Here is a 12,487-nt window from a genome sequence, read left to right as displayed (position 1 = left end):
AGGGCGGGTTTTGTTGTTCCGTAATATGTCTTATAATTACGAACTCTTAATCATTGGTGCAGGGTCTGGCGGACTAGCAGCAGCGAAACGAGCCGCTGCTTACGATATCAACGTGGCTGTGGTGGAAAAAGAATCCCTAGGTGGCACTTGTGTCAATCGCGGCTGCATTCCCAAAAAATTAATGGTTTATGCGGCGGCTATATTGGTGTAGAATTTGCCAGTATGATGGATGCTTTGGGATCTGAGGTCACGCTGATGGATGTCGAAGAGTCAATCTTACCTGGGTTTGATCAGGATATCCGTATGTCTGTGCAAAAGGGCTTTCTCGCCGTGGCGATTCGCCAGGGTATCAACAAGCAAGAGCTAGATGCGACGATTTGTATCCATCCCACGATTGGAGAAGAGGTTCTCACGCGGGATTAATGGGGAAGCCAATTCTATTTTCGGCAAATTGTATTCAGGCACACATTGGTACACTCAGACAAATTACAAATGACAAGACTCATCCCCCTATAATTGAGGAAAATCAAGAGCAAAGTAGCCCAAATGAGTGCAACAAATAGCGCTAAAAAAATAAAATTCGGTACCGATGGCTGGCGGGGAATCATCGCTGATGATTTTACCTTCGCCAATGTCTGTAAGGTAACTCGTGCGATCGCTAGTTATCTGGATACAGCCTACGGCAAAGACCGCCCCGTCTTGGTAGCCTACGATACCCGCTTCTTGGCTGATGAGTTTGCCCGCACCGCTGCTGAGGTTTTGGCAGACTTGGGCTGGACGGTAAAAATTGTCAACCGGGATTGTCCGACGCCAGTGATTGCTTATCAAGCGCGTCAACTCAACTCAGCCGGAGCGCTGATGTTTACAGCATCCCACAATCCCGCTGCCTATTGCGGGATTAAATATATTCCGGATTATGCAGGTCCTGCTACCCCGGAAATTACGGATACGATTGTTTCCAATATTGCTGGTGCCGATGATGCGCCGCCGAGTGGTAAGTCGGGTGATAAAATTTCTACCTTTGATCCAAAACCGGATTATTTACAGTTTATTTACACGCTACTAGACGTAGAACGGATTCGGCGGGCGCAACTCAACGTAAAATACGACGCTCTCTATTCCACCTCTCGCGGTTATCTGGATGATGTTCTGGAACACTGCGGCTGTCAGACGGAAAGCTTTAACACTACCCGCGATGTCTTATTTGGTGGCGGAATGCCTGAACCAAAAGGCGAGTATCTGGTAGGGTTAAGAGAAGCCGTGACGCGAGATCAGGCGGATTTAGGTCTCGCCACCGATGGAGATAGCGATCGCTTTGGTATCGTAGATGAGCAGGGGAATGTGCTAACCCCCAATACTGTGCTATTGTTACTGGCACGTCACCTGATTAAAAACAAAGGTAAAAAAGGTGCGATCGTCCGTACCGTTGCCACAACTCACCTATTGGATAACTTTGCCGTAAAACATGGTCTAGAAACTTACGAGACAGCCGTCGGTTTCAAATACATTGGTCAGAAAATGCGGGAAACCGAGGTGCTGATTGGCGGTGAAGAATCCGGCGGATTGAGTGTGATTGGACATATTCCGGAAAAAGACGGGATTTTAGCCAATATGCTGGTGGCTGAAGCCATTGCATACGAAGGTAAACCCCTCAGTCAGTTAGTCGAAGAAGCAATCAAAGAAGCTGATGGTCCAGTTTATAATCAGCGTCTAGATTTGCATTTAGACGAGGATCATAAAGCTGCTGTTCTAGACACTTGTACCAAAAATCCTCCTAAAGAAGTGGCTGGGATTAAAGTTAAAGAAGTGGGGCGCAAAGACGGGATTAAACTCTATTTATCAGAAGGAAGTTGGGTGTTATTGCGTCCCTCCGGTACCGAACCCCTGATGCGGGTGTATATGGAAGCGGATTCTCCCGAAAAGCAAAATCAAATTGCTGAGGCGATGAAGCAGATGATTCAGCAGATGGAACCAGCAACGGTATAACTAAAGCTTGCTGAATCAGGGTTGTAGAGACGTTGCATGCAACGTCTCTACACAGCAAGAGGAGGCGATTGAAATCGCTGCTACACAAACCAAGTCCGCCTGCGCGGACTGGATTACAGAAGATTTCAACACTGAAATGTAAAGCAAGAATCTGAAATTAAGTTGTTTCAATCCCTGATAGGGATTATAGAGGATTTCGACCTGATAAGAAAGTATGCTGTTGGCTTACTTCTCAGTTTCAATCCCTGATAGGGATTATAGAGGATTTCGACTGCCGACCTCTGAAACGCTTGCTGTATATAGTTTTCAAGGTTCAGTTCCGAGAGACTCTCTTTAATATACCATTTCAGACTTCAGCAGACAAGAAGCATCTAAAAAAAACATCCAGAATCCAGTACCAGTAAACGTTTCACGATTTCCGAGACCCTCATTTTTCTGCTAGTGTACTCAAAGCCAGAACCCATAAGGGATACAGCCGCAAAATCACCACAGCCTTTGAAAACACCTATCCCTTCTCGGATTTAAGCCCAAAAAATCGAATCATCCCGAATAACTTCACCCCCGATGCGCTCAACCTTCCATTGACAACACCCCCAGAGGCAGTAAGACCGAATGCTATCCTGGTCTAGCTTAATAACTTTGCCCAGATGCGATCGCCACTTAGCATACTGGATATCGTCAAACTGCACTCATATAAACTATACTGCATCCACTGCCCTGAAGACCTAAGCTTGAGATGAAAGCCTTAACTAATCTACTCACATCTGTGATTGTCGCCGCTTGGATTGCCGCAATTGCCATCTTATCGGTACAAAACGCCACACTTGTATCCCTGAGATTTCTCAATGTTGAGTCCATTAAACTCCCTGTGGGAATTGTCTTGGCGTTTAGCGTGGGAATAGGCGTGATTGTTGGGGCAATTATTCCCTGGGTGTGGCAGATAGAAGGCAGAAGGCGATTATAAGTAGGTGGACATAATTAACGTGAACGGTGAAGATAGTCATTCGTCATTCGTCTTATGTCATTTGTAAGGGTTTGAGGTTTGTTTACAAAACTTAGTACGGTGCCGTTTTCTTTTTAGGTAATCTGTAGGGGCAGGTTTAGGGAATAAATTGTAGGGGCGGGTTTAGGGAATCAATTGTAGGGGCGGGTTTAGGGACAATTGTAGGGGCGGGTTTAGGGAATAAATTCAGCTATTCACCAATAACGGAACAACAAAACCCGCCCTATCTCACCAATAACGGAACAACAAAACCCGCCCTATCTCACCAATAACGGAACAACAAAACCCGCCCTATCTCACCAATAACGGAACAACAAAACCCGCCCTATCTCACCAATAACGGAACAACAAAACCCGCCCTATCTCACCAATAACGGAACAACAAAACCCGCCCTATCTCACCAATAACGGAACAACAAAACCCGCCCTATCTCACCGATAACGGAACAACAAAACCCCCTGAATTCCCAACCGCGATCGCCTATCAAAAATGTCGGGGTGAAAGGCTGGGGCAGGGCGGGTTTCGTAGAAAGATGATTGGTGGCTTCATTAATTTTGTCCCTAAACCCGCCCCTACATTGGAAAAACGATAGTATGGGGATTGCAAGGTTTATAATTCTTTACGCCACCAACGCTGGACGCTGGTGAATCCCCGGATTTGTTGCTTCTAACCGAGTCGCCAAGGCAATCAGCGTAGCTTCAGCCGCAGGGCGTCCTACAAGCTGAACTCCTACAGGTAAACCCTTTGAATCAAATCCCGTCGGAAGTGCGATCGCGGGTAATCCACTGGCATTAAATGGAGGACAAGGCGCAATCCAACGAATAATATTGTGCAACGTTTCCTCTGGACTCAAATCCGCCCATTCCCCCACCCGAATCGTTGGGTGCATATACACCGGAAGTACCAGCACCTGAAAATTCTCAAAAAATCCGACAATCTGTCGCGATATAATCTGCATCTGGGCAACGGCTTGCAAATACTCCCCAGCCGAACCCGATTGGGCAGCAATCCATTGATTCATCGGACTTAACGCCGCCACGGGAATCCCTGTCGCCGTTACCCCGGCTTGCCACACCTTTTGAAAAGGTTCAATTAAAGCCCTAAAATCGGGACAACCCGGTTCCACCTGATGTCCCATCTCTTCCAAGCGTCGCGCCGTTTCATGCACCGCCTGCTGACAAACCTCTGCGGCATCCCCTAGAGGGGGTATTGCTGTAGAAAAAGCAATTCGCAATTGACCTAGCGGTTGACGAGTAGCTTCCAGAAACGATACCTCTGGTTCCGGTAACCAATAGGGATCACCGGGAATATAGCCTGACATTACATCCAGCAACGCCGCCGCATCCGCAACCGTGCGGGCTATAGAACCATTCGTTGCAATTCCATTTTGGCGATCGCCTACCGGGGCAAAGGATACTCGACCCCGTGCAGGTTTAATCCCCACCACGCCGCAGCAGGAGGCAGGTCCACGCACTGAACCGCCCCCATCAGAACCTTGGGCGATCGGGCATAATCCAGCAGCGACAGCCGCAGCAGACCCCCCACTTGATCCGCCTGGGGTGTATTCTAAATTCCAGGGATTACGGGCGGGAGGAAATCCTGGGGGTTCTGTGTAGGGAAGAGAACCCACTTCTGAGGTAGCTGTTTTGCCTAAAATGACGAATCCGGCTTGTTTAATCCGGGCGACGACGCCATCATCGTAGGGCGCTATTTTATCTTTGAGAATGGGTGTGCCGTAGCTACAAGGCAATCCCTGGACAGCGGTGAGGTCTTTTATAGCAATGGGTACGCCAAAAAAAGGGGGCAGTTCGGCACTATCTCTTACCTGCGTCAACTGTTCAGTCTTGGCTTTGGCATCCGCTAGCGCCATATCAGTGGCGACACTAAAATAACTGCCTAATTGAGGATTAAACTGTTGAATGCGGGCTAAATACAGTTCAACTAATTCTAAGGGAGATACTTGACCTTGGCGAATTAATTGCGCTTGTTCTAAGGCAGGTGTGAAGGCTAAATCAGTGTTAGTCATTTGTCATTTGTTGAAGACTGCTTGCTGTCTGTCGAGGTAGGTTTAGCGGGTGTAGGGTGCGTTAGCAAAGCGTAACATGAACACTCCCTCAAACGCAGAAGATGGGGGGGGTTTAGCGGGTGTAGGGTGCGTTAGCAAAGCGTAACGCACCATTTCAAACGATAGTCGTGAAACCCTATAACAATAGGCAATTGAGCCAATGACGCAGAGGTTTAGGTTGGTTGGGTTCTTGATAGTTATTGGGTAATAGTTTAATCAGCCCCTCTTCTAACGTTTCCATCGCCTTTTGGACTTCCTTCGGTTTGGGGCGTTTGGATTGAGGAAAGTGCAAAGGTTCGCCAAATCGCAGGGTTAATCGCTTGCGAAAATAAAGGTCATGAGTGCCAATCAAGGCTAGGGGTACAATGGGTACGCCCGCCCGCAACGCATACATAATCCCACCTCGCGCTAAGGGTAATTGTAATTCACCTTCAACCTCACCCAGTCTCCCCTCTGGAAAGATTAAAACGCCATCCCCACGGGCAAAAATTGCTTTTACTGCCCGTTCTAGCTGTCGCATCGTACCTAATCCGGCGTTGCTGGGTACATCCTCTTCAATGGCGGCGGCTAAGTCGGCTAAATCTTCACGCCCTGCTTGGGCGGCTTCAATAACCGCTTTTTCTTCTTTCCAGCGCCGTTCTAGGGGAATGACACCCCCAGCCCAACCCAAAATCCGGCGTTTCCACCAATGGTTATAGAGAGTACGAGCATCAGCCGGAGTATAGTAGTAGGGATGTCCGGGGACTTCGGCGAGAATCAATAATGGATCAATGTGATTGAGATGGTTGGCGGCGAGTAATGCAGGTTGAGTGGGGATATGTTCCGGGTTTTCGATTCGCACGGGGAACAGCAGATGAATGAACGATCGCAGAATGAAACGCCTTACTTTTCCCCTGACTCGCTGATCTGACTCCCCATTCGCGATCGCGTCCAGATTATTTCTAGCATTTTCGACAGCATTACGCACTCTGCGATCGCGGGCTGCACTTAATCCTTCTTTCACCCGTTGAATCATTGCAGGTGTCAGGGGTGGCGGTGGGGTTTGTTGGGTTTGCTGATTCTCTACGGAGGAACTCATAGGCAATTAGGGAAACAGGGAACACCGAGGTAGCCGGAATAGACTTCATCATTCATCTTTGATAACGTCTGTCCTCGATAGGACATGCAATAGCCCAGTTTTTCCTTTGTCACCATCTCCACTTCGTTGCTTTGATTACACCATCCTGAATGGCTTGGAGTCGCAACAGTTCAAGTCACAACGGTAGTATAGACAATTCAAAAACTGGCATACCATTATATACCAGTTTTTTCAGGTTATTATAAACTGCTCGGCATTTAAACCTTAATGTCAATAATGGCGAAATCCTTGCCGTAGTGCGAGCATCTTGCTCGCTAAATTGAGCATCTTGCTCGCTAAATTGAGCATCTTGCTCGCTAAATTGAGCATCTTGCTCGCTAAATTGAGCATCTTGCTCGCTAGATTGAGCATCTTGCTCGCTACTAATACCCAATTTAAATGCATGACAGCTTATCGTCAAATCTACTCAGTCTTAAACAAATCGATGCATAAACTCGTAGGTCAAATCCACTCGCCCTTTACGTAACATCGCCGGATCGAATCGTTCTGTGGTATTACAAGTCATTAAAACCACTAATTTTTGCTGCGCTTTAATCCCGGTGTCATCAATCACACTCTGATACAACGTTCCATCTAGCAAACTGAGAATATGCTCCGTTTTATTATTCCATTGCGCCACTTCACTAGCTCGATTTTTGGCTAGGTTATCCGCTTCGTTAATAATTAGCGCAACTCGTTCCAAATAACTCGGCGGTACAAAATTTTCTACCGCATCATGATCCAGAATAAAAATCGTATACCCTAACGGTACAAGAACTTCTTTTGCCAGCGCTTGTGTCCATACCGTTTTCCCGGTTCCCGGTTCACCATGCACCACAATCGCTAACTGGTTTTGATCCAGAATTGACTGCTGAACGGTATCCGTAAACCGTTGAATATCACTGGGAAAGTCTCTAATCTGAAACTGACTGTGAACCTGTCCCACTCGACTTTGATAGCCACTCAGCATCACAGCGACATTATACGTGGCTTTATTTACTAAAGGGCGAATCTCATCCGCCATTAAACTGTAGCAGCGCCGTCCTTGACCCTGGTTAGTAATTTGTAACCAAATCTCTGGATTCGACCAGTATCCATAGACTGTACCAAACACGTCTAAGCGTTGCCAATTAGCGAACTTTTCTAGAGGATAATAAAAGCGGCGATCCATATAATCTTGAGTAATTAAATCGGGACTGCCGAGAATATCCAACACTTTAAATAAAGTGACTTCTTGTAGTCGATTCAGGACATACTCAATTGGAATACTCTCACGGGTAACCGTTTGGGTGACGGGTGTATTGACAAATATCGTCTCCCGCTGGCAATGATTAGGCGTTGGTGGGTCAGGGGTAATATACTCCCAGAACTCATCCCACTCATAACGCATGTTTTCGGAAAATAAGCTCAAAACATTGGCGAATATATTATAGTGATTTCGCCCTAATGCATCAGCGACATCACTGGTAAAATCTAGACCCTTTTGCAATAACTCTGATGTATCATTTTGCAGCAAATGCCAAACAAAATCCCAAGCAAACTGCCGGGATAAAGGACGCCAGCCCAAGCCTAATAGTCCTTTCGCTTGCCGATTGTTCTGATGAGGATTGTCTTGATGCCAAACTTTTTCTGAAGTCATCGCTATTTTTCCTGCTGCGTTTGAGACTCTTGGTGAATTAGAGTTGTTGTAGATAGTTAGGGGGAACAGAATCCACTAACCACACGCCATTTTCGGAACAGTAGAATGTATGACCGTTCTCGGACATGGCTTTAGCATCAATGGCAAAAATGACGGGACGACCATGACGCTGTCCTACTTTTTTGGCGGTGGCAATATCCTGGGATAAGTGGACGTGATGCCGTGACATTTTGCATAAGCCTTGACGCCGAATCAATTCAACAGTTTTGTGACCTGTACCGTGGTAGAGTACCTCTGGTGGAAGGGTTGGTTCTAACTGTAAATCAACCGTGACACTATGCCCTTGATTGGCGCGAATCCGTGTTTCTGTCCCATCAAAGGAAAAGCGTTGTTTATCATTTTTGGCAACGACTTCTTTAAGTTCATTGAGAGTAAGGGGAAAGGAATAGTGTTTACAGGCGGATAGCAGTTGATCAACGTTGACCCAGCCCCCTGGTTCTAAGGTTAACCCAATCCGTTCGGGTTGATGCCGCAGATGTTTACTCAGATATTTACTAATTTTAACCAGACGGGTAGAGTTCATGGTTGATTGAATCAATAGCTTTTAAGAAGGGTTTCGCTAACCCTAAACAATGGTTGGATAACGTTGGCTTGAGTCTGAGTCAGATCAATGGGTTCACACTCAGGGGTGAGGACTATGGTTATTTGTATTATACAATACTACAATTACTAAAAATTGTCTACCTGTTAACTCTTCTGTCGCAATTGAATCCATTCTCGCGCCGCTTAAACCGTAGCGGTAAGAGGTTTGGCGTTTTCTGAGGTTACAGGCTTTTGCCAACAGCATAATGCTTTTGAGAATTCCCTTAGTCAGAGAGAAGAGGAAATGAGGAACGCCTGTTTCGTTAGCAGAAAACGTGGAATTAACGCCACCTGCTAAAGGATGAGTTATCCAGGAGGTACTATTCCTACTTCTGATATAGATACTCCGCGATCGCACGATCATCTCGTGTAACTATATGTTTTTTTCGGGTGAGTTGATACAATGAACCAGGCGTAGGAACACAGGAAGGGTTCTATGGAAAAGACATCAACCTCTAGCTATGGTGTAGTCTTAGTAACGGCAACATCTCCTGAAGAAGCCGACGCGATCGCTTCATCCTTAGTGGAAGCGCGAATGGCAGCTTGTGTCAGTATTACGCCTGTACAATCGATTTATACCTGGGATGGAAAGGTGAATCGTGACCAAGAGTGGCAATTAGTGATAAAAACAGATTTATCTCAATTTGACCAGTTAGCTGCCAAAATTCAGGAGTTGCATAGTTACGACGTTCCTGAAATTATTGGTTTGCCGATCATTGCTGGATCTGAGGCTTATTTACAGTGGATTTCGGAGAATGTATCTGTGAAAAAATTGTGACCTTTTGCTTCGGGAATAGTCCATAATTGGTAGGGGCGGGTTTAGGGACTTTCGTTTCGCCGTTGATGATAACGTTGAATCAAAACCCGCCCAGTTGTAGGGGCGGATTTAGGGACTTTCGTTTCGCCATTGATGATAACATTGAATCAAAATACGTCCAGTTGTAGGGGCGGATTTAGGGACTTTCGTTTCGCCATTGATGATAACGTTGAATCAAAATACGTCCAGTTGTAGGGGCGGGTTTAGGGACTTTCATTTCGCCATTGATGATAACATTGAATCAAAACCCGTCCAGTTGTAGGGGCGAATTTAGGGACTTTCGTTTCGCCATCGATGATAACATTGAATCAAAACCCGCCCAGTTGTAGGGGCGAATTTAGGGACTTTTGTTTCGCCATCGATGATAACGTTGAATCAAAACCCGCCCAGTTGTAGGGGCGGGTTTAGGGACTTTTGTTTCGCCATCGATGATAACATTGAATCAAAACCCGCCCTGACCTATTTTTCAATGTATGTATAGGGATGAGGGATAAATAATTTATGTCCTTTGTCCTCAGATGCGGGATAATCAGACTTTTGAGGAAGTCGCCATTTTTTAAAGTTGTACACCGTCACATTTCGTTCTGTTTAATGTCTACTTATGAACTCTCAAAGCGTATCCAATCCTTCTGGAAATTTCTGGTCAAATTATTAACCAGACATTGGCGTTCTCTGGTTCTATTATTTCTGGGTGTCTATATCCCCCTGCAAATCTTCGGAGAATTAGCCGAAGAAATTTGGGAAAAGGAAGGGGGTTTTCCCTGGGATGTGCCAATTTTATTAGCGATTCACTCAACAACTTCCCCTCAACTCGATGGGTTTGTGATAACCCTGACGAACTTGGGTGCATATTGGGGGGTGTTTCCTGTATCTGTGGCGATAGTACTGCTATTGGCATTCCGACGCCAGTGGCGATTCCTCACCTATGCGCTGATAACCTTTTTAGGTAGTCTTCTAATTAATCGTGCTGCTAAGTTAACTTTCCAGCGAGTACGTCCGAGTTTGTGGGAATCCCCTGCGCCAGAATCGGATTTTGCGTTTCCCAGTGGACACGCGATGGGAAGCGTAACGTTTGCGATGGTATTAATTATTTTGACCTGGAATACCCGTTGGCGTTGGGTGACGGTGATTGGAGGTCTCGTGTTTGCGATCGCGATTAGTTGGACGCGGATGTATTTAGGGGTTCACTACCCCAGTGATATTATTGCAGGTTGGATGGCATCCATTGCTTGGGCGGTTGGCGTCTGTTTGGTGATTAGACCCCATCGGAGTCAGCGACGACTGGAGAAAGAGGAGGAAGCAGCTACAGAAACGTCTTAACCATGTAGAGACGCGCCATGGCGCGTCTGGAAAGCTTCAGCTTAATATTCTGTCATCACTAATTGATCACGTCTTTGTTTTCTTTTTGGTAATCCACCACGTCGCTAAGCCAGCGAGTAGGGCGGCTAAAACACTCCAGAAGAATGTGGAAATAACAGGGTGAGGTTTGTTAGTTGAAAAGGGCGGTAAGAGGGGCTTGTCAATATGATTAAAACTGGACGCCACCAGTCCGCCTGTCCCTAACCCAATACCCAAAACTTGGATGGTTCGTTCTAGGCGATAATCGCGGTCTTTTTCTTCTTGTTCGCGGGTTTTATCTTGGTCTTCCCGGATGCGATCGCGTTGGGCTTGATCGATTTCAACAATACCCCGAATTGAGGAGATGGCTTTCTCGAGTAAGTTTGCACCGGGGACAAAATAACCTAAGTCGCCTTGAATCTGTTCTTGAAAGACTTGACAATTTTCCCGATAAAAGCTGGCTAAGAAACTGATATCTTTATCTTTGTCTAATGTAAACTTATTGCGAATCAGTTGCAGCTTAGTTTTATAGTTATCCGCATTAATCGCAATACTGTTCCGGCGAGACTCTAAATCGCGTAACAAGTCGGAATATTCGACCGTTTGCTTTGCCATTTCTTTCAACTGACCCTTGAGATATTTTAAACTCTCTTCATCTAGCGTATCGGTGGTTTGGGGGAGTTGGTTGAAGGTCTGACGAATCAGGTGTTGAATGTGTTTATAGGCTTGATATGCATCGGTATAGGTGTCTCGGCTATGGCGAAATTCGGTAATAACTTTATTTCTGTAGAAAAATAAATCAAGTAATAACTGGTAGCCTTCTTGGAATTTAGTATCCGTTACTGGGTCAGAAAATAACCAAACTAAAATATGGCGGTAGGTATCAGGCGTGGTGATTAAACCATATTCAAAAATAGGACTACCAAATAATTGTCCTTTCCGGTAAAGTTCCGGGCGTTTGTGCGGGTCATAAGCAAATTCTCGGATACATTCATCCGCTAATTCTTCCAGGAATTTATCGCCCTGGCGTTTTTGGTTATCGCTTAGCAAAGCTGTAATAATTACCGTTTGTCCAAAATAACTTTGGATGGTATCGGGGAGAAAACAATAATCAGGATTCAACGCCTCTAAAACTGAGGAATCGACGGGCTGTATTTTCTGACCATTGTTCAGGGGAGGATCGGGACAGCCGAGATTTAATCCTAAGCCATAGCTATCATAGAGTTGTAGGGGATAGGCAAAGCCTTCTAGTTTTAAATCGGCGTTTTTATAGGAAATTTCGGTGTGAATTGGCAAGAAAAAATCATTTGTTTTTGCACCATCGAGTAAATCAAACCGATCATTATGAGGTTGGGGCGGATGCAGGTTTAGTTGTTCCTTGATATGGAATTTGGCAAAAATTTCATGACATTTATCCCACAACAAGTCCGGGTCTTTGATCGACACATTGCCATCAACATCCGGTGTCTTGAAAAGATGGAACGCAAACAGGTAAACTTTCGGGGCATAGAGTTTAGTCGTCATTCGATACCGTCTGATTAGAATTGGGGGCGGGGGGTTGCGGGTTGGCGGCTTTCTGTTTCACGGTTTCTCGGATCACCGAGATATTCTTTTTAATTCCTTCTTCGTCAGCCGGGTTAGCTTTTTGCGGTGTCCAGCGCACAGCTACCATTCGTAAATTTTCGCCCAAGGGCTGATGGGCGGCGCACCAGTCAACAATCGCATCAGCAACGGGGTTAAAGTCATCATCACTGAATTGATCCAGAGTTTGGGCTAACTGGGGTAAGTCTTGCCAAGCTTGGCGGTCAAAATTGTTGGATTCTTCCAGTAATTCGCGAAATCCGGCGATAATTTGGGCGTAGTTCATCAGAGTCTTGTC

Annotated in this window: 13 protein-coding genes and 2 pseudogenes; 6 read left to right on the top strand and 9 right to left on the bottom strand. The window is 45.9% G+C overall.

Features of this window, described 5'->3' with window-relative positions; genetic code table 11:
- Positions 1-25: 25 nt before the first annotated feature.
- From MC7420_RS44205 to MC7420_RS30005, 3 genes and pseudogenes are all read left to right on the top strand, one after another.
- Positions 26-196: pseudogene (locus MC7420_RS44205) on the top strand (FAD-dependent oxidoreductase); the annotation flags it as partial.
- Positions 197-222: 26 nt separating this feature from the next.
- Positions 223-423 carry a hypothetical protein gene (locus MC7420_RS44200; protein ID WP_044210598.1) on the top strand — a complete coding sequence of 67 codons (201 nt, stop codon included), beginning with the start codon at positions 223-225 and terminating at the stop codon, positions 421-423.
- A gap of 123 nt (positions 424-546) precedes the next feature.
- Positions 547-1,986, top strand: coding sequence for a phosphoglucomutase/phosphomannomutase family protein (locus MC7420_RS30005; protein WP_006105417.1), 1,440 nt, complete (start codon positions 547-549; stop codon positions 1,984-1,986).
- A 521-nt stretch (positions 1,987-2,507) separates the two neighbouring features.
- On the opposite strand, the pseudogene cas2 reads toward MC7420_RS30005, so the two are convergent.
- Positions 2,508-2,725, bottom strand: a pseudogene (cas2, locus tag MC7420_RS40705) (CRISPR-associated endonuclease Cas2); the annotation flags it as partial.
- Between cas2 and MC7420_RS30000 the strand changes: the two are divergent.
- Positions 2,723-2,950 carry a LapA family protein gene (locus MC7420_RS30000; RefSeq protein ID WP_006105435.1) on the top strand — a complete coding sequence of 76 codons (228 nt, stop codon included), beginning with the start codon at positions 2,723-2,725 and terminating at the stop codon, positions 2,948-2,950. The pseudogene cas2 and the gene MC7420_RS30000 overlap by 3 nt on opposite strands.
- 659 nt (positions 2,951-3,609) lie before the next feature.
- Here MC7420_RS30000 and MC7420_RS29995 read toward each other — a convergent pair.
- The 6 genes from MC7420_RS29995 to MC7420_RS40700 all read right to left on the bottom strand — a co-directional run bounded on the left by MC7420_RS29995 (position 3,610) and on the right by MC7420_RS40700 (position 8,811).
- Positions 3,610-5,016 carry an amidase gene (locus tag MC7420_RS29995; RefSeq protein ID WP_006105434.1) on the bottom strand — a complete coding sequence of 469 codons (1,407 nt, stop codon included), beginning with the start codon at positions 5,014-5,016 and terminating at the stop codon, positions 3,610-3,612.
- A gap of 175 nt (positions 5,017-5,191) precedes the next feature.
- The gene (locus MC7420_RS29990; protein WP_006105451.1) at positions 5,192-6,133 is read right to left on the bottom strand and encodes a lysophospholipid acyltransferase family protein; all 942 of its coding nucleotides are present in this window, start codon (positions 6,131-6,133) and stop codon (positions 5,192-5,194) included.
- Positions 6,134-6,308: 175 nt separating this feature from the next.
- A complete protein-coding gene (locus tag MC7420_RS29985; RefSeq protein ID WP_044210597.1) occupies positions 6,309-6,566 on the bottom strand; it encodes a hypothetical protein in 258 nt (85 codons plus the stop codon).
- A 39-nt stretch (positions 6,567-6,605) separates the two neighbouring features.
- The gene (locus MC7420_RS29980; RefSeq protein WP_006105464.1) at positions 6,606-7,811 is read right to left on the bottom strand and encodes an AAA family ATPase; all 1,206 of its coding nucleotides are present in this window, start codon (positions 7,809-7,811) and stop codon (positions 6,606-6,608) included.
- 37 nt (positions 7,812-7,848) lie between these two features.
- Positions 7,849-8,394 carry an RNA 2'-phosphotransferase gene (locus MC7420_RS29975; RefSeq protein WP_044210595.1) on the bottom strand — a complete coding sequence of 182 codons (546 nt, stop codon included), beginning with the start codon at positions 8,392-8,394 and terminating at the stop codon, positions 7,849-7,851.
- A 99-nt stretch (positions 8,395-8,493) separates the two neighbouring features.
- The gene (locus tag MC7420_RS40700) at positions 8,494-8,811 is read right to left on the bottom strand and encodes a hypothetical protein (protein ID WP_157453390.1); all 318 of its coding nucleotides are present in this window, start codon (positions 8,809-8,811) and stop codon (positions 8,494-8,496) included.
- 78 nt (positions 8,812-8,889) lie between these two features.
- Here MC7420_RS40700 and cutA point away from each other — a divergent pair, with 78 nt between their 5' ends.
- Both cutA and MC7420_RS29965 read left to right on the top strand, forming a co-directional pair.
- Positions 8,890-9,231 carry a divalent-cation tolerance protein CutA gene (gene cutA, locus MC7420_RS29970; RefSeq protein WP_006105373.1) on the top strand — a complete coding sequence of 114 codons (342 nt, stop codon included), beginning with the start codon at positions 8,890-8,892 and terminating at the stop codon, positions 9,229-9,231.
- Positions 9,232-9,861: 630 nt separating this feature from the next.
- Positions 9,862-10,590 carry a phosphatase PAP2 family protein gene (locus MC7420_RS29965; RefSeq protein WP_006105469.1) on the top strand — a complete coding sequence of 243 codons (729 nt, stop codon included), beginning with the start codon at positions 9,862-9,864 and terminating at the stop codon, positions 10,588-10,590.
- A 66-nt stretch (positions 10,591-10,656) separates the two neighbouring features.
- Here MC7420_RS29965 and MC7420_RS29960 read toward each other — a convergent pair whose 3' ends face one another.
- Complete coding sequence (locus MC7420_RS29960) at positions 10,657-12,132, bottom strand: hypothetical protein (protein ID WP_006105414.1); 1,476 nt, start codon at positions 12,130-12,132, stop codon at positions 10,657-10,659.
- Positions 12,122-12,475, bottom strand: coding sequence for a hypothetical protein (locus tag MC7420_RS29955; protein WP_006105476.1), 354 nt, complete (start codon positions 12,473-12,475; stop codon positions 12,122-12,124). Before MC7420_RS29955 ends, MC7420_RS29960 begins: the two co-directional genes overlap by 11 nt.
- Positions 12,476-12,487 lie beyond the last annotated feature (12 nt).

Origin of the sequence: Coleofasciculus chthonoplastes PCC 7420, assembly GCF_000155555.1 — a bacterium.
Classification (GTDB): domain Bacteria; phylum Cyanobacteriota; class Cyanobacteriia; order Cyanobacteriales; family Coleofasciculaceae; genus Coleofasciculus; species Coleofasciculus chthonoplastes_A.
Note: the sequence above shows the minus strand (reverse complement) of the source record. Positions and strands in the feature narration are given on the sequence as shown.